Origin of the sequence: Gryllotalpicola reticulitermitis (assembly GCF_042651345.1) — a bacterium.
Lineage (GTDB): Bacteria > Actinomycetota > Actinomycetes > Actinomycetales > Microbacteriaceae > Gryllotalpicola > Gryllotalpicola reticulitermitis.
This window is the reverse complement of sequence record NZ_JBHSCN010000003.1, coordinates 354,271-371,209: the sequence shown is the minus strand read 5'-3', so window position 1 is coordinate 371,209 and position 16,939 is coordinate 354,271. Positions and strand designations below refer to the sequence as shown.

General features: G+C 68.1%; 17 protein-coding genes. 2 read left to right on the top strand and 15 right to left on the bottom strand.

Annotation, left to right across the window (positions count from 1 at the left end; translation table 11 throughout):
- Positions 1–84 precede the first annotated feature (84 nt).
- From rsfS to rplU, 9 genes are all read right to left on the bottom strand, one after another.
- A complete protein-coding gene (gene rsfS / locus ACFOYW_RS05835) occupies positions 85–465 on the bottom strand; it encodes a ribosome silencing factor (RefSeq protein ID WP_390227837.1) in 381 nt (126 codons plus the stop codon).
- A 12-nt stretch (positions 466–477) separates the two neighbouring features.
- Positions 478–1,482 carry a hypothetical protein gene (locus ACFOYW_RS05830; protein ID WP_390227836.1) on the bottom strand — a complete coding sequence of 335 codons (1,005 nt, stop codon included), beginning with the start codon at positions 1,480–1,482 and terminating at the stop codon, positions 478–480.
- Positions 1,479–2,081 carry a nicotinate-nucleotide adenylyltransferase gene (gene nadD, locus ACFOYW_RS05825; protein WP_390227835.1) on the bottom strand — a complete coding sequence of 201 codons (603 nt, stop codon included), beginning with the start codon at positions 2,079–2,081 and terminating at the stop codon, positions 1,479–1,481. Before nadD ends, ACFOYW_RS05830 begins: the two co-directional genes overlap by 4 nt.
- Before the next feature lie 20 nt (positions 2,082–2,101).
- Positions 2,102–2,335, bottom strand: a complete 234-nt coding sequence (locus ACFOYW_RS05820) for a hypothetical protein (RefSeq protein ID WP_390227834.1) — start codon at positions 2,333–2,335, stop codon at positions 2,102–2,104.
- Positions 2,336–2,376: 41 nt separating this feature from the next.
- Entirely contained in the window at positions 2,377–3,672 is a 1,296-nt protein-coding gene (locus tag ACFOYW_RS05815; RefSeq protein ID WP_390227833.1) for a glutamate-5-semialdehyde dehydrogenase, read from the bottom strand.
- Positions 3,673–3,714: 42 nt separating this feature from the next.
- The gene (proB, locus tag ACFOYW_RS05810) at positions 3,715–4,503 is read right to left on the bottom strand and encodes a glutamate 5-kinase (protein WP_390227832.1); all 789 of its coding nucleotides are present in this window, start codon (positions 4,501–4,503) and stop codon (positions 3,715–3,717) included.
- The gene (gene obgE / locus ACFOYW_RS05805) at positions 4,490–6,013 is read right to left on the bottom strand and encodes a GTPase ObgE (RefSeq protein WP_390227831.1); all 1,524 of its coding nucleotides are present in this window, start codon (positions 6,011–6,013) and stop codon (positions 4,490–4,492) included. The genes proB and obgE overlap by 14 nt, the downstream gene beginning before the upstream one ends.
- A gap of 109 nt (positions 6,014–6,122) precedes the next feature.
- Positions 6,123–6,380: a 50S ribosomal protein L27 gene (gene rpmA, locus ACFOYW_RS05800; protein WP_390227830.1), complete on the bottom strand. Its 258-nt coding sequence runs from the start codon at positions 6,378–6,380 to the stop codon at positions 6,123–6,125.
- Positions 6,381–6,419: 39 nt separating this feature from the next.
- Positions 6,420–6,728 (bottom strand): 50S ribosomal protein L21, encoded by a 309-nt coding sequence (rplU, locus tag ACFOYW_RS05795; RefSeq protein WP_390227829.1) that lies wholly within the window; start codon positions 6,726–6,728, stop codon positions 6,420–6,422.
- A gap of 172 nt (positions 6,729–6,900) precedes the next feature.
- On the opposite strand from rplU, the gene ACFOYW_RS05790 reads away from it, so the two are divergent.
- A complete protein-coding gene (locus ACFOYW_RS05790) occupies positions 6,901–7,167 on the top strand; it encodes a DUF4031 domain-containing protein (protein ID WP_390227828.1) in 267 nt (88 codons plus the stop codon).
- Here the strand turns inward: ACFOYW_RS05790 and ACFOYW_RS05785 are convergent.
- Positions 7,138–9,735: an Rne/Rng family ribonuclease gene (locus ACFOYW_RS05785; protein WP_390227827.1), complete on the bottom strand. Its 2,598-nt coding sequence runs from the start codon at positions 9,733–9,735 to the stop codon at positions 7,138–7,140. The genes ACFOYW_RS05790 and ACFOYW_RS05785 overlap by 30 nt on opposite strands.
- A 252-nt stretch (positions 9,736–9,987) precedes the next feature.
- Here ACFOYW_RS05785 and ACFOYW_RS05780 point away from each other — a divergent pair, with 252 nt between their 5' ends.
- The gene (locus tag ACFOYW_RS05780) at positions 9,988–10,596 is read left to right on the top strand and encodes a vitamin K epoxide reductase family protein (RefSeq protein ID WP_390227826.1); all 609 of its coding nucleotides are present in this window, start codon (positions 9,988–9,990) and stop codon (positions 10,594–10,596) included.
- Positions 10,597–10,669: 73 nt separating this feature from the next.
- Here ACFOYW_RS05780 and ndk read toward each other — a convergent pair whose 3' ends face one another.
- From ndk to ACFOYW_RS05755, 5 genes are all read right to left on the bottom strand, one after another.
- Positions 10,670–11,092 carry a nucleoside-diphosphate kinase gene (ndk, locus tag ACFOYW_RS05775; protein WP_390227824.1) on the bottom strand — a complete coding sequence of 141 codons (423 nt, stop codon included), beginning with the start codon at positions 11,090–11,092 and terminating at the stop codon, positions 10,670–10,672.
- Positions 11,089–11,454, bottom strand: a complete 366-nt coding sequence (locus tag ACFOYW_RS05770) for a DUF4233 domain-containing protein (protein ID WP_390227823.1) — start codon at positions 11,452–11,454, stop codon at positions 11,089–11,091. The genes ndk and ACFOYW_RS05770 overlap by 4 nt, the downstream gene beginning before the upstream one ends.
- Entirely contained in the window at positions 11,451–12,836 is a 1,386-nt protein-coding gene (locus ACFOYW_RS05765) for a bifunctional folylpolyglutamate synthase/dihydrofolate synthase (RefSeq protein ID WP_390227822.1), read from the bottom strand. Before ACFOYW_RS05765 ends, ACFOYW_RS05770 begins: the two co-directional genes overlap by 4 nt.
- On the bottom strand, positions 12,833–16,078 hold the full coding sequence (ileS, locus tag ACFOYW_RS05760) for an isoleucine--tRNA ligase (RefSeq protein WP_390227821.1): 3,246 nt from the start codon (positions 16,076–16,078) through the stop codon (positions 12,833–12,835). The genes ACFOYW_RS05765 and ileS overlap by 4 nt, the downstream gene beginning before the upstream one ends.
- A gap of 208 nt (positions 16,079–16,286) precedes the next feature.
- Entirely contained in the window at positions 16,287–16,901 is a 615-nt protein-coding gene (locus tag ACFOYW_RS05755) for a TMEM175 family protein (RefSeq protein ID WP_390227819.1), read from the bottom strand.
- Positions 16,902–16,939: the final 38 nt, after the last annotated feature.

Below are 16,939 nucleotides of genomic sequence, written 5' to 3'. Positions count from 1 at the left end.
CTCGATTCGCTCTCGCGGCAACTCGTCAAGCTTACTACACGGCCGCCGCGCCCAAAAATCGAGACAGCTTCAGCAAGCTCGACGCTAGGAGTTCGCGACAGCTGCGTTCGGCAGCTCGAACGGCACGACCGGGCAGTCCCGCCACAGCCGTTCGAGCGAGTAGTACTGCCGGTCTTCCTGGTGGAAGACGTGCACCACGAGATCTCCGAAGTCGAGCAGCACCCAGCGACCCTGCTCCTTACCCTCGCGGCGCAACGTCTTCTGGCCGGCGTCGTTCAACGCATCTTCGACAGCGTCGGAAATGGCGATCACGTTGCGCTCCGAGTTGCCCGAGACGAGCAGAAACACGTCAGTGAGCGGGAGCGGACCGCTCACGTCGAGCGCGACAAGATCCTCACCGGCCTTCGAGTCGGCTGCGACTGCAGCGAAGTGGAGCAACTCTCGGGCGTGGGCGGATGCCGTCATGCAGAAAATCCCCTAAAACGCATGGAATACGAAGCCGGCGACCAGGACACCGGCGACGCCGAGGGCAGCCACGCCGCCGACAACGGAACCGACGATGGCACCGACCTTGTGGCTGGTCTTCCTGGGCGGAACGATGTTCGGGCTCACGCTGGGCGCGTGCGTCGAAATCGCTCGAGTGGCCGCGACGGGCTCGACCCCGGAATCGGGCCTCGCGTCGCGATCGTTCTGGTCGAGCATGTGATCGATGTCGTTGCCGTCGAAGCGCCCTTGCACCTGGCCGGTGGACCCGAGCCCCCGCGGCAGGTCGATCGACCCCGTCAGCAGGATCTCGCCCGTCGCGTTGAGCGGCCCCGTGACGTCAGCCGCCGACGGAACGATGGGCATGATCAGTGCATTCGAGGCGGAAATGCTGCCGGTCGAGCTGGTCACATCGTCGTCACCCTGCTCGCCCGCGAGCGACCAGTGACCGGTCGGCGGCTGGAAGGCGCGAACCTGACCCGTGACGGGGCCCTGAGGCGCATCGGCGATGACCTCGGGGCTCGACACCTGCGCGGCGGCCGGCTCCGGAGCAGGCGCAGTCGCGATGACGGGCGGCGCCGCCGCCTCGTTCTGCGGCAGCGGCAGCGCGGAGATCGGCACATCGACGATCGGCTCGACGGACGGCGCGGCGGCAACAGGCGCAGATGCCTCGGCCTGCGGCACCTCGGCGATCGGAACCTGATGACCCTCGGACGCCTGCTGCAGTGCACGGAGTTGACGGCGAGTGAGGGGGACGACGGGTGCAGCCGACGTCTGCGGTGCCGGCGGCTTCGGCGCCTCGGCGACAGGCTCGGCATCTGGCTGCGGCTCGGACAGCGTCGGACGAAGCTCAGCGGGCGCGGGTGCCGGATCGGAACTGAACGGGAGGCTGACAGGCGGAACCTGCTGCTCGCCCTCTGCGCCCCGCTGCTGCGCCTTCTCCAACTCACGCAGTTGGCGGCGAGTCAGCGGCTGCTGCTGATCCTGCCTCAACGTCATGCCACGCTCCGGTATAAGTGGTGCTTGGAGATGTACTGGACAACACCGTCTGGAACGAGATACCAGACGGGAAAGCCCCTGCTAACCCGACTACGGCAGTCCGTCGAAGAGATCGCCAATGCCGGAACCTCCAACAAGCTTACGTCGCCCTTCGGCAAACCCGTAACGCTCAGTTCATGTCCCGGACGACTCACAGCGACGAAGTGGGCCAGTTTCCACAGTTGATCAGCATCTCTCCAGGTGAGGATCTGAGCGATCGCGTCGGCGCCCGAGATGAAGTACAAGTCGTCGTCCGGGTGCTGCTCTTTGAGGTCGCGCAGCGTGTCGATCGTGTAGGTCGGCCCCGGGCGATCGATGTCGACTCGGCTCACCGTGAACCGGGGGTTCGACGCAGTGGCGATCACTGTCATCAGGTAGCGGTGCTCCGGCGGCGTCACGACGCCCTTCTGCCAGGGCTGCCCGGTCGGAACGAAGACGACTTCGTCGAGTCCGAACGACTGCGCGACCTCACTCGCGGCGACCAGGTGGCCGTGGTGGATCGGGTCAAAAGTGCCGCCCATGACGCCGACTCGGCGGCGCCCGGTTTGAGGAACGACCATTTGCGTCAGTCGGTGGGGCCTCAGTGGTTGCCGGCGTGCCCTGCGCCGTGCGTCTCGGACCCGGTCGACGTGGCGTGCTGGGTGGCCTCGGGGTCATGAGGGAGCGCGTGCCGCGATGCGACGTCCTTGTAGCTCCACAGCACTGCACCGAGGAAGATGAACGCGATCGCGCCGATGATGCCGTACACCACAGGCGGAATCGGCAGCTCGTGCTCGGTGTAGTGGAACGCGGCAAGAACGGCGGCGTGACGCATTGGGGTGTGGTTCCTTCCGACAGAAATGTCTGGTCAGCAGTCTATCGACGGATCTGCCCTGATCCGCGCACGATCCACTTGGTGCTCGTGAGTTCCGGCAGGCCCATCGGCCCCCTGGCATGCAGTTTCTGCGTCGAGATGCCGACCTCGGCGCCGAAGCCGAACTCGCCGCCGTCCGTGAAACGGGTCGACGCATTCACCATGACCACAGCCGAGTCGACCTCCGCGAGGAAACGATCGGCGTTGCCGAGGTCATTGGTGATGATCGACTCGGTGTGATGCGTCGAGTACCGGCGAATGTGGTCGATCGCCTCGTCGAGAGTGTCGACGACTCGCACGGCCAGGTCAAGGCTCATGTACTCGGTCGCCCAGTCCTCGTCAGTTGCGGGCACCGAGTCGGGGAAGATCGCCGTGGCGCGCGCATCAGCGTGGATGGTGACGCCGGAGGCGCGCAGGGCCTGCAGTACCGGCGGAAGCAACCGTTCGGCCGCGGCCGCGTGCACGAGCAGCGTCTCGACGGCGTTGCAGACGCTGGGTCGCTGCACCTTCGCGTTGTGCACGATCTCGACGGCCCAGTCCTCGCGAGCACTCTCGTCGAGAACGATGTGCACGACGCCCGCGCCGGTCTCGATGACCGGCACGGTCGATTCCGTCACGACCGTCTGGATCAGCTGTGCGCTGCCGCGCGGTACCAGCAGATCGACGTAGCCGCGTGCGCGCATGAGTTCTGCTGCGCCGGCGCGACCGAAGCCGTCGATGGTCTGAACGGATGCCTCCGGCAGACCCGTACGCGCGAGTGCGCCTTGGATCACCGACACGAGCACGGCGTTGGTTCGCTCCGCAGCAGAACCGCCGCGCAGCACCACCGCGTTCCCGCTCTTCAGAGCGAGCGCGGCGATATCGGCCGTCACGTTGGGGCGCGCCTCGTAGATGGCCCCCACGACGCCGAAAGGCACGCGCACCTGCTCCAGGTGCACCCCGTTCGGAAGCGTCCTGCCGCGCGCGGTCTCCCCCACGGGGTCGGCGATCGCGACGATGTCGAGCACCGCGTCGGCGAGGTCGTGCACGCGTCGCGGGCTCAGTGCCAAGCGATCCAGGAGCCCGTCCGCGAGGCCGCTTCCCCTGCCCCGCTCGAGATCGTGCGCATTCGCCGCGACGATGTCGTCGACGTGCTCGATCAGATCGTGAGCGATCGCCTCGAGGGCTGCGTTCTTCACGGCGGTCGTCGCGGTGGCGAGAGTACGCGCGGCGCTCTGCGCGAGCCTCAGCCTGTCGGAGAAGGCACCGGCGTCGAATGCGTCAGCCGCGGACGTTCGGACGTTCTCGAGCAGCGACATGGAGCTATTTTAGGCGGCGCGGTGTTGAGGCGGCGAGGTGCGCTAGTTCCGGGCCGGCTCGAAGAACGTTCCGACAGGTGCGCCGCTCAGGGCATCCGCCACGAGCGTCGTCGACGTGATGATGACGGCGCTGCCGGCCTCAGCTGCGTACCGCGCGGCCGACACCTTCGTCTGCGCTCCCCCGGTGCCGACCCCGTTGACACTCGTCGCAGCGATCTCGACGCCGGCGAGACGATCACCGAGCGCGACATGAGGGATGCGCTCCGCGCCGGGCAGTTGCGGCGGCTTCGTGTAGAGGGCGTCGACGTCGGACAGGAGGATCAAGGCATCCGCCCCGATCAGCCGCGCGACGAGGGCCGCCAGCCGATCATTGTCGCCGAACCGGATCTCCTGCGTCGCCACGGTGTCGTTCTCATTCACGATCGGCAGGATGCGCAGCTGCAGCAGCCGCTCCATTGCACGCTGCGCGTTGCCGCGGTGCGTCGGATTCTCGATGTCGCCGGCCGTGAGCAGCACCTGCGCCGCGACGATGGCGTATGGGTCGAGCGCCGCCTGGTAGCGGTGCACGAGGACGCTCTGCCCGACGGCGGCAGCGGCCTGCTGAGTCGCGAGGTCGTTGGGACGCGACTCGAGCTGCAGGAACGGCATGCCTGTGGCGATGGCACCAGAGGAGACGAGAACGATCTGCACACCGCGGCGGTGGGCCTGCGCGAGCGCAAGCACCAGCGGGGCGATCTGCCAGGCGTTGTCACCGCTGATCGACGAGGAGCCGACCTTCACGACGATGCGGCGGGCATCGGCGACGACGCGGCGGTCGCTACTCGTCGTCACCGTCGCTCCCGTCGTCGGCCCAGATGCCGGCTTCGCGCTCGGCATCGAGTTCGGCACGGGCGGCCGCCTTGCCGTCCATGCGGTCGTAGTACTGCTCGCGCCGCTCACGGCGCGTGGCACGCCCGATCTGGTTCAGGCGCTCGTCGGTGCCGCGCGGCGCGGTGACGAGTTCGGCCGTCGACGTGAGCGTGGGCTCCCAGTCGAAGACAATGCCGCCGCCGGGACCGATGACGACGGTGTCGCCTGCGACGGCGCCCGCCCCGAAGAGCCCGTCTTCAACACCGAGCTTCGCCAACCGGTCTGCGAGGAATCCGACCGCCTCATCGTTCTGGAAGTCGGTCTGCGCGACCCAGGTCTCGGGTTTGCGGCCGAGGATCCGGTAGTACGTGCCGTCGCTGCCGCCCTCGACGCGGATCGTGAACGGCCTCTCATCGACGGCGTCCGGCCGCATCACGATGCGGGGCGCGGCCTCCTGCGCGGCGGCGAGGCGCGCGCGCTCGGCATCGACGACCTCCCCTAGTGCGAACGACAGCGGCCGCAGTCCGTCGTGACTCACGGTCGAGATCTCGAAAACGCGGTAGCCCCGCGACTCGAGCTCGGGGCGCACGAACTCAGCGAGCTCTTTGGCGTCGGGCACGTCGATCTTGTTGAGCGCCACGAGCTGGGGGCGATCGAGCAGCGGCACCTGCCCATCGGGCACGGGGTACGCGGCGAGCTCGCCGAGGATGACGTCGAGATCGGAGATCGGGTCGCGGCCTGCCTCGAGCGTCGCGCAGTCGAGCACGTGCAGCAGCGCGCTGCAGCGCTCGACGTGGCGCAGGAACTCGAGCCCCAGGCCCTTTCCGTCGCTCGCACCCTCGATGAGGCCCGGCACGTCGGCGATCGTGTAGCGCGACTCCCCCGCCTGCACGACGCCGAGATTGGGCGTCAGGGTCGTGAACGGGTAGTCGGCGATCTTCGGCTTCGCGGCGGACAACGCGGCGACAAGAGATGACTTGCCGGCGGACGGGAAGCCGACCAGCGCAACATCGGCCATCGTCTTGAGCTCGAGCTCGACGTCGCCTTCCCACCCGGGCGTTCCGAGCAGAGCGAAGCCGGGCGCCTTGCGCTTCGGGTTCGACAGGGCCGCGTTTCCCAGGCCGCCGACGCCGCCCGCGGCCGCGACGAAGCGCAGGCCGGGCTGATCGAGATCGACAAGCTGCTCGCCGTCGGATGTCTTGACCACCGTGCCGACCGGCACGGCCAGCTCGAGGTCCTCGCCGCGGGCCCCATGCCGCAGGTCACCCATGCCGAAACCGCCGTTGTCACTCGTGCGATGCGGGCGGCGGTGATACCCGAGCAGGGTCGTCACCTGTGGGTCGGCGACGAGGACGATGTCGCCGCCGTGGCCGCCGTTCCCACCGTCGGGGCCGGCGAGCGGCTTGAACTTCTCACGGCGGACGCTGACGCAGCCGTTGCCACCGTGCCCCGCGCGCAGGTGCAGAGTGACCTGGTCAACGAACGTCGCCATGAAGCTCACTTCCCTTCTCGATTGCCGAACCCTGATGGCCGAACCGGACAGATGCACGAAGGGGCGAGCCGAAGCCCGCCCCTCCAGTGAAAATCAGCGCGTGAGGCGCTTACGCCTCGGTCGCGACGATGTTGACGACCTTGCGGCGACCCTTGACGCCGAACTGCACCGCGCCCGCCTCGAGGGCGAAGAGGGTGTCGTCGCCACCACGACCGACGCCTGCGCCGGGGTGGAAGTGAGTGCCGCGCTGGCGGACGATGATCTCGCCGGCGTTGACCTGCTCGCCGCCGAAGCGCTTCACGCCGAGGCGCTGAGCGTTCGAGTCACGGCCGTTGCGAGTGGAGCTCGCGCCCTTCTTGTGTGCCATTCTCTGTCTGCCTTACGTGTCGTTTCGAGCCCTGCAGGACTACTTGATGCCGGTGACCTTGACGCGCGTGAGCTCCTGGCGGTGGCCCTGGCGCTTGCGGTAGCCGGTCTTGTTCTTGAACTTCTGGATCACGATCTTCGGGCCACGGAGGTCGCCAAGCACCTCAGCGGTGACCGTCACCTTGGCCAGAGCCTCAGCGTCGGACGTGATCTTGTCGCCGTCGACGAGCAGGACGGGAGCGAGCTCGACCGTGCCGTTCTCGGAAGCCTTGATGCGGTCGAGGGTCACGATGGTGCCGACCTCCACCTTCTCTTGCCGACCGCCGGCGCGCACAACTGCGAAAACCACTTGAGTACCTACTTCTCCGGGGAGCGAAATCGCTCGGATGCTTGATGCAATGCTTACTTACATGGGCGGGGGCAGAGCCAGCGCACGCCAACAATCAAGAGTACTTGATGCCGACAGGCCCGGTCAAACCGAGCCCGACCCTCGCAGACGGGGCTCAGGTACGCTCGCGCTCATGACCGTGTTGATCGACCGTCCGGCGTGGCCAGCCCACGGCACACTCTGGTCGCATCTGGTCAGTGACGAGACCCTGCAAGAGTTGCACGCCTTCGCCGCGCGGGCCGGCGTGCCACGCCGCGCGTTCGATCTCGACCACTACGACGTCCCCGCCGAACGGTACGCCGAGCTGGTGTCGCTCGGCGCACGTCCGGTCTCGATGCGCGAACTCGTCGAGCGGCTCCGCGCCAGCGGGCTACGCGTCCGTGCCGTCGACCGGCGCTGAGATCGCGTCGCGCGACGGTGCGTCGGTGGTGAGCGCGGGAGTCGTCACCCGGCGGCTGCGCCGCCCCTCGCGAGGTGCGGGTGCCGGCGGCAGTGCGTCGAGCACCGAGTCGAGGAGCTGAGCCGCCGCCTCACGATCGATCTGGCGTGATTCGGCCGCAGCGGGCGCGTCCGGCAGTTCGATGATGGGCACGTCGGGCACGGATGCCTCGGCTTCCGGAGCATGAGCGACGGGCTCCGCCGCCGCGGCAGGCGCGGATTCCTGGGGCTGCGTGCTCGGAGCATCCGCCGCCTCTCCCCCACCGCGAGCGCGCCGTGAACGCGAGCGCCGACCGCCGGACTTCGCCGTCTGCTGTGCCGGCTCGGCCTCCGCCGCCTCCGCGGCTGCGACGACCTGGTCGAGGTCGCCTTCGGTCTCGATCACAGGAATGGACCCTGTGGCGGGGTGCCCGAGGGTGCTCGCGGCGATCCGCGCGAGCCTGTTGCGCGCCTCGTCGGTCAGCTGGTGCGTGCCTTCGTGGGCGTGTGCGCCGTTCCCGTTCCCGTTGCCGCCGGCAGCGCCGTTCGCCGGGCTCGAGCTGTTGCTGCTCTGCGCCGCGCCGTTGCTACGGCCGCGGCGACGTTCAGTGCCCCGCTCGGGCTGCTGCGCGCGATGCTTGACGACGGGGTCGTGGTGCACGATCACGCCACGACCGGCGCAGACTTCGCACGGCTCGCTGAATGTCTCCAGAAGCCCGAGGCCGAGCTTCTTGCGGGTCATCTGTACGAGGCCGAGCGAGGTGACCTCGGCCACCTGGTGCTTCGTGCGGTCCCGGCTGAGGCACTCGACGAGACGCCGCAGCACGAGGTCCCGGTTTGACTCGAGGACCATGTCGATGAAGTCGACCACCACGATGCCGCCGATGTCGCGCAACCGCAGCTGGCGCACGATCTCTTCTGCGGCCTCGAGGTTGTTCTTTGTAACCGTCTCTTCGAGGTTGCCGCCCGAGCCGACGAACTTGCCGGTGTTCACATCGATCACCGTCATCGCCTCGGTGCGGTCGATGATCAGCGAACCGCCGGAGGGCAGCCAGACCTTGCGGTCGAGCGCCTTCTCGATCTGCTCGGAGATGCGGAACTCGTCGAAGGCATCGTCCTTCGCGCCGTCGTACGCCTCGACCCGCTCGAGCAGGTCGGGGGCGACCTGGCCGAGATAGCGCTCGATCGTCGCGCGCGCGTCGTCCCCCTGGATCACCATCTTCTGGAAGTCCTCGTTGAAGACGTCCCTGACGATCTTGATCAGCAGGTCAGGCTCGCTGTGCAGCAGCGCAGGCGCCTGGACCTTCTCGTTGGCCTGGCGGATCTCAGCCCACTGCGCCGTAAGGCGGGTCACATCGAGCGTCAGCTGCTCCTCCGTCGCCCCCTCGGCTGCGGTGCGCACGATGACGCCCACGTTGTCGGGCAATACGGCCTTGAGGATCTTCTTGAGGCGCGCACGCTCGGTGTCCGGCAGCTTCCGGCTGATGCCGTTCATCGAGCCGTTCGGCACGTAGACCAGGTAGCGACCAGGGAGCGACACCTGACTGGTGAGACGGGCGCCCTTGTGGCCGACCGGGTCCTTCGTGACCTGCACGAGCACCTTGTCGCCCGGCTTGAGCGCGAGTTCGATGCGCCGCGGCTGGTTCTTCTCGCCGGACTCGGCCTGCGCGGCCTCCCAGTCGACCTCGCCCGAGTAGAGCACGGCGTTGCGGCCACGGCCGATGTCGACGAACGCCGCCTCCATGCTGGGCAGCACGTTCTGCACCTTGCCCAGGTAGACGTTGCCGATGAGCGACGCCTCCTGCGACTTGGCGACGTAGTGCTCGACGAGCACCTTGTCCTCGAGCACGCCGATCTGAATGCGACCGCCCCTCGAGCGCACGACCATGGTGCGATCGACAGCCTCGCGACGCGCGAGGAATTCGGCCTCGGTGATGACGGCGCGGCGGCGCCCCGCGTCACGACCGTCGCGACGGCGCTGCTTCTTCGCCTCGAGGCGGGTCGAGCCCTTCACCTTCTGCGGCTCGGTGATGAGCTCGGGTTCGCGCTTCTGCTTGGGCTCCCGCTGCTGCGGCTGCGGCTGCTCCTCGGGTGCCTGCCCCGAGCCGCCGCGGCGGCGACGCCGGTTTCGGCCGGTCCCGGAGGGCTCGTCCTCGATCTCCTCCTCGTCGTCGAACGGCTGCGGCGGCAGCGCGGGGGGCGCCTGGAACAGCAGTGTCGTGGTCGAGATCGGGTTGGACGACGCGCTCTGCTGCGTGCCGACGACCGGGATCGGGGTCGTCAACGGCTGCGGCAGCGCGGGGGCGAGCGGGTGGTCGTGATCAGCAGCGACCGCCTCTTCGTCGACGGATGCCTCGACAGCCGGTGGCTCGTCGCGAACCGCGACGTCGGACACAGTTGCGTCGCGGGGCCCGTCGGCCGGCGTGGCGTCGGGCGTCACTTCCGGCGCGCCTGCCTGGGGGGTTTCACTCCGGCGGCGGCGGCCGCCGAAGAGGCGCCCCCGACGCTTGCTTGAGTCCTGCGAACCGGCGTATTCATCTTTTTCCACCATCTCTGGTGCACTCCTCATACCGAGCGAGCACGAGTTGCGCTGTCACTCGGGAAATCTCTCGGGCGGCTCTGACGCCGCCAAAATCCTCGGCGGTGCGCCACACGGCCCACCGCTCGCGTTCGCCTGAGGGAACGCGAAAACCTTTGTTGTCACTAGTCATCGTCCGCCTCGCGGGATGACTCACGTCCCATTATCGCACGGCGTGTCTTTCGGCCCGGATCGCGCATTGACTTGCATGCGATACTCGCACTCGTGTCTGAGCCCGGAGCTGACGAACCCGCCCCCCGCCATCTCGCCCTCGCCATTCTGCTGATAGTCGGCGGAGCGCTGGGCATTCTCGCCTCGTTCTCGTTGACGATGGACGACCTGACGCTGCTGTCGCATCCCGACGCGCAGCTCGGCTGCACCATCTCGGCGGCCGTGCAGTGCGGCAAGAACATCCTCTCCTGGCAGGGCAAGGTGTTCGGGTTTCCGAACCCGCTGCTCGGTCTGATGATGTTCCCGGCGCCGATCATCGTCGGGGCCGCGATGCTCGGCCGAGTCCGCTTCCCGAACTGGTTCTGGCTCGTCTTCAACCTGGGCCACTGGTTCGCGCTCGCGTTCATCGCGTGGCTGTCGACCGAGAGCATCTGGTTCATCGGCACCATCTGCCCGTGGTGCTCGCTCGTCTACGCCGTCGTGATCCCGATGTGGCTGACGGTGACCCTGCTCAACATGTCGGCAGGGCGCTACGGCCGCGCCCTCGTGCGCACCGGTGAGGTCTTGACCGGCTGGGTGCCGCTCATCACGCTCGTGCTCTACATCGTCATCGCGCTCGAGGCGCAGCTGCGGCTCGGCGTGCTCCAGCAGCTAGTCGGCTGAAGCACGCCTCGTGCTGGCCGGCCCTGGGGCGCGCAAGCGCATTCGACGCCCGCGCACCCGGGCTGCTAGGCGGCTACCCGAACCAGAGGGCGAGCTCGCGCTGCGCGGACTCGGGCGAGTCGGAGCCGTGCACGAGGTTCTGCTGCACCTTGAGGCCCCAGTCGCGGCCGAAGTCACCGCGGATCGTGCCGGGCGCCGCCGTGGTCGGATCAGTCGTCCCGGCGAGCGAGCGGAACCCCTCGATGACTCGCTCACCCGCGATGCGGAACGCGACGATCGGACCGGACTGCATGAACTCGAGCAGCGGCTCGTAGAACGGCTTTCCGACGTGCTCGGCATAGTGCTGCGACAGCAGGTCCAGCTCGGCCTCGATCAGCCGGACGTCGACGAGCTGGTAGCCCTTCGCCTCGATTCGGCGCAGGATCTCTCCCGTCAGGTTGCGGGCGACGCCGTCGGGCTTGACGAGGACGAGGGTCTCTTCCACGGGGGTGCTCACTGGTTCTCCGTTCCGTTGCGCGACTGCTGAGCCGCGAGCTGCCTTTCGATCTTGCCAGCCTGATACATCGCGTAGATCCAGATGGCCAGGAAGATCAATCCGACCACGACCATCATGTGCACCCAGATGCCGCTGACGATGGCGAGGATCTGCACGGCGAACCCGATGCTCGTGCCGACGCGGTAGCGCATGGCGAGAATGCCGACAGCGCACAGCACGACGAGCACGGCGCCCCCGACGATCACGATGACGGCGGGGCCGGCGTGCAGACCCCACGCGACGAGTGCGCCGAGGAAGAGCACGATCAGCTCGAACCCGAGCACGATCGAGCCGAGCGACTCGCGAACTCCCCGCTGCCTCATGCGCCGTCCTCCGCCTCGCTCAGCTCGCCCGGACGTCCGCCCTTCCAGCCGCGATGCTCAGCGAGAGTCATCGCTTCGCCGACCAGGGTGATCGACCCCGTGACGACTACGGCGCGCTTCTCGCCCTCGGCCGCCCACGAGCGGGCGGCCTCGATCGCGTCACCCAGATCGGCGATCTCGTCGACTCGCTCGCTCGTCCATTCATAGATGTCCTCGGCGAGGTCCTCGGCCGAGCGGGCGCGCTCCGAGTGCGACTGGGTCACGATCAGCAGCGCCGCGTGGGGCGCGAGCTGGTCGACGATTCCGTGCGCGTCCTTGTCCGTGAGCACGCCGAGCACGAACGCGAGCTCATCGAAGTCGAAGAATCGATCGAGCGCCGCATGCAGTGTTGCGGCGCCGGCCGGGTTGTGCGCGGCGTCGACAAGCACCGTCGGCTCCGTGCCGATCAGCTGCAGGCGCCCGGGCGAGCTCGCCCCAGCGATGCCCTCTTCCACGAGTTCGGTGGAGAGTCGCTGAGAGCCACCGCCGATGAATGCCTCGACGGCAGCGATCGCGACCGCGGCGTTCTGCGCCTGGTGGTCGCCGTACAGCGGCAGGCTGAGGCCGTCGTACGCGCCCGCGACACCGCGCACGTCGATGAGCTGGCCGCCGACGGCGACGGCGGTCGCCGTCACGTCGAACTGAGCCGGCTGGGCGATGACCGATGCGCCGTGCGCGCGGGCCTTCGCTTCGATCTCGCGGAGCGCCTCGGGAGGCTGCCGCGCGGTGATGACCGTCGCTCCGTCCTTGATGATGCCCGCCTTCGTGCGCGCGATCTCGGCGATGGTGTTTCCGAGCGCCGCCATATGGTCGAGCGAGATCGGCGTGAACACCGCGACGGTCCCATCGCCGATGTTCGTGGAGTCCCACTCCCCGCCCATGCCGACCTCGATCACGGCGACGTCGACGGGCGCGTCTGCGAAGCAGGCGAAGCCCAGGGCCGTCACCGCCTCGAAGAACGTGAGGCGCGGCCTGCCGGCATCCGTGAGCTCCTTGTCGACCAGCTCAAGGTACGGCTTGATCTCGGCCCAGTTGCGGGCGAGAGCGTCGTCGGCGATCGGTTTGCCGTCGATAAGGATGCGCTCGTTGAACCGCTCGAGGTGGGGGCTCGTCAGCAGGCCCGTGCGCAGCCCATACGCGCGCAGCAGGCTCTCGGCGATGCGGCTCGTCGAGGTCTTCCCATTCGTCCCCGTGATGTGGATGATCGGGTAGGCCTTCTGCGGGTCACCGAGGACCTCGACGGCGCGGCGGGTCGCATCGAGGCGCCTCTCGGGCTTCGCCTCGCCGACGCGCTCGAGCAGTTCGGCGTACGCGGCGTCGGCGGCCGCACGTGCATCGCTCACTGGGCCACCCTCTCGACCTCGATCGCGCGTGCGCCCTCGGCCACCTCGAGCGCGACGGCGAGCGTCTCGCCGGCGATCAGCTCCGCGTGCGTGCGGGCGGCGCGGGCGGATTCCTCGTCCAGTGTCAGACGCAGGCGGATGCGATCGCTGATGTCGAGACCGGCTGCCTTGCGCGCGTCCTGCACGCTGCGGATCAGGTCGCGCGCGGCTCCCTCGGCTTCGAGCTCGGGCGTCACGCCGGTATCGAGCAGCACGAAGCCGCCGCTCGGCAGCAGTGCGAGTGCCTCGGAGGAGCCCTCCGTCTCGGCGACCTCGAGAACGAGCTCGTACTCGCCCGCCTCGAGCGCGATGCCACCGGCCGTGACGACGCCGTCGACCTCGCTCCACTCGCCGCTGCGTGCAGCCTTGATGGCCTGCTGCACCTGCTTGCCGAGGCGGGGGCCTGCGGCACGCGCGTTGACCGACAGACGCCTCGTGATGCCGTAGTCGTCGGCGCTCGCGGGAGTCTCCGCGATGACGGCCACCGACTTGACGTTCAGCTCGTCGCGCAGGATCGACTCGAAGGGGACAAGGGCCTCGGCGTCCGGCACCACGACGGTCAGGCGGCCGAGCGGCAGCCGGACCCGCAGGCCGTTCGCCTTCCGGAGCGACAGGCCGGTGGAGGCGACCTGCCGAACCAGGTCCATCGCAGCGACGAGGCCGTGGTCGGCCGGGAATTCGGCGGCGTCGGGCCAATCCTCGAGATGCACGCTCCGGCCGCCGGTGAGCCCCTGCCAGACCTGCTCGGTGACGAGGGGCAGGAGCGGCGCGGCGAGGCGGCACAGCGTCTCGAGCACGGTGAACAGCGTGTCGAACGCTTCCGAGTTCTCGCCCGTCTCGTTCACGCCGATCCAGAATCGGTCGCGCGAGCGGCGGACGTACCAGTTCGTCAGCACATCGCCGAATTCGCGCAGGGCGGCGGCAGCGAACGGGCTGTCGAGCTCATCGAGGTGCGCGGTCACGCTCTCGATCGTCTCGCGAGTCTTCGCCAGGATGTAGCGATCGAGCTCGTTCGTGGAGTCGGTACGCCGCGTCGCCTCATAGCCGGACGCGTTCGCGTAGATCGTGAAGAAGTAGTACGTGCTCCACAGCGGCAGCAGCAGTTCGCGCACCCCCGAGCGGATGCCCTCCTCCGTGACCACGAGGTTGCCGCCGCGGATCACCGACGATGACATCAGGAACCAGCGCATGGCGTCGGAGCCGTCGCGATCGAACACCTCGGAGACATCCGGGTAGTTGCGCAGGCTCTTCGACATCTTCTGCCCGTCTGAGCCGAGCACGATGCCGTGGCTCAGAGCGCTGCGGAATGCGGGGCGATCGAAGATGGCCGTCGCAAGCACGTGCTGCACATAGAACCACCCGCGGGTCTGACCGATGTACTCGACGATGTAGTCCGCCGGGTTGTGCCGCGGCCGTGAGGCGTCGCCGTCGACCCCGTCGAACCACTCGCGGTTCTCGAACGGATAGTGCACCTGCGCGAAGGGCATCGACCCCGAATCGAACCAGACGTCGAAGACATCGGTGATCCGCTTCATCGTCGACCTGCCCGTGGGGTCATCGGGGTTCGGGCGCGTGAGCTCGTCGATGAACGGCCGGTGCAGGTCGATGTCACCGGCGGTGTTGCGCGGCAGCGTGCCGAAGTCGCGCTCAAGGTCCGCGAGCGAGCCGTACACGTCGATGCGGGGGTATTCGGGGTCGTCGCTCTTCCACACGGGGATCGGCGAACCCCAGAAGCGGTTGCGGCTGATCGACCAGTCGCGGGCGCCCTCGAGCCACTTGCCGAACTGGCCGTCCTTCACGTTCTCAGGCACCCAGGTGATCTCCTGGTTGAGCTCGGACATCCGGTCCTTGAACTCGGTCACGCGCACGAACCAGCTCGAAACCGCCTTGTAGATCAGCGGGTTCCGGCAGCGCCAGCAGTGCGGGTACGAGTGCTCATAGCTCGCCTGGCGCAGCAGGCGGGCGTTCGCCCGCAGCAGCTGGGTGAGCGGCTTGTTGGCGTCGAAGACCTGCAGACCGGCGACGGGCTCGATCTGTGACAGGAATCGGCCGCCGTCGTTGACGGAGACGATCACGGGGATGCCGTTGGCCTCGCAGACGCGCTGGTCGTCCTCGCCATAGGCGGGTGCCTGGTGGACGATGCCGGTGCCGTCGGTGGTCGACACGTAGTCGTCGGCCAGGATCTGCCATGCGTTCGCGGTGCCCCAGGCCTCGGTGTCGGCGTAGAAGTCCCAGAGACGGTCGTAGTGCACGCCGGCAAGGTCTGCGCCCGTGATGGTTCGCGTGACGGATGCCTGTGCCGCGGCGGCATCGTCGTAGCCGAGGTCTTTGGCGTAGTTGCCGACGAGGTCGAGTGCGAGCAGGTACTCCCCCGCGTGTCCCGGCGTGTCCGCCGCGCCGTTCGGGCCTTCCGGCACGACCGCATAGGTGATCGCCGGCCCGACTGCGAGCGCGAGGTTCGTCGGCAGGGTCCACGGCGTCGTCGTCCACGCGAGCGCGCGCACGGCGGTGAGGCCGAGCGCCTCCGCCTTCTCGCCGACGAGCGGGAACGTGACCGTCACGGTCTGGTCCTGACGCATCTGGTACACGTCGTCGTCCATGCGCAGCTCGTGGTTCGACAGCGGCGTCTCATCACGCCAGCAGTACGGGAGCACGCGATAGCCCTCGTAGGCGAGGCCCTTGTCGTACAGCTGGCTGAACGCCCACAGCACGCTCTCCATGAACGACAGGTCCAGCGTCTTGTACCCGCCGTCGAAGTCGACCCACCGAGCCTGGCGGGTGACGTAGGCCTGCCACTCCTCGGTGTACCGCAATACGGATTCCTTGGCGGCCTGGTTGAACGCGGCGAGCCCCATCTTCTCGATGTCGGCCTTGCCGTTGATGCCGAGCTGGCGCTCCGCCTCGAGCTCGGCCGGCAGACCGTGGGTGTCCCACCCGAAGACGCGCTTCACCTGCTTGCCCCGCATGGTCTGATAGCGCGGGAACAGGTCCTTCGCGTAGCCGGTCAGCAGATGACCGTAGTGCGGCAGCCCGTTGGCGAAGGGCGGTCCGTCGTAGAACACCCACTCGGGGCATCCGTCGCGATTCTCCACCGATGCGCGGAACGTGTCGTCGTTCTTCCAGAACGCGAGCACCTTCTGCTCGATGTCCGGGAATCGCGGACTCGGGACGACGTCGGGCTCATCGGACTTGGGGTACGGCAACGGGGCTCCTCACGGGTTGTGCACTACCCGAGGACGCGGCCGGGGTCGCGCGGTACCACCTCGATTGCTTCCACGCGGGTCTCAGCCACGCTTCAGCCACTCGTTCGTAGGCGATGACGGGCCCGACCCGTTCGGTTCTACTGACGGTGGTGCCGCGTTCTTCCGAAGACTCCCCGGTGATGGCCGGATCACAGTCGATAGCGCGATTCTACCGGCTACGGCGCATCCCTCGCAGCAGGCGGGACAGCACGCCCGACAGAGCCAGAAGGAAGAGCGACCACATGCCGATCGCCGGCACGCTCACGGCGACGATGAGGGCGATCACGCAGAGGATCACGAGCGCGATGCTCTCTGTCGCGCTGAAGTGCTCGCGCTGCGACGGCTCGATGAGCCGGGGGTTTCGCAGGGCCGTGATGCGCATCAGTGCGATCGCGACGAACGCGAGCAGCAGGTTGGCGATGTAGAGCGCGATGGCGCCGCGATCGCTCCCGGGAGCCTCCTCGTTGGCCTCGGTGCTGAAGGGCAGCCCCACGACCGCGAAGAGCCAGACGAAGTTGATGAGCAGCAGCGGCCACGAGTAGTTCGCGAGCGACTCGAACAGCCGGTGATGCTCGAGCCATACGACGGCGATGACCACGAATGAGATGACGAATGCGACGATCGCCGAGAAATTCTGGTCGATCAGAGCTCGCGTCGTGAGGCCGTGCGCCGCGCTGGCGAGATCGGCGAGTGGCAGCACGAGCAGCGTCAGGGCGATCGCCACCGTCGCGTCCGAGAAGAACACGACGCGGTCGAACCCTCGTTCCGTCGTGAAGCGCGCCATGCGGCCACAATCGCATGGCATGGGCGATCGAGGAAGGC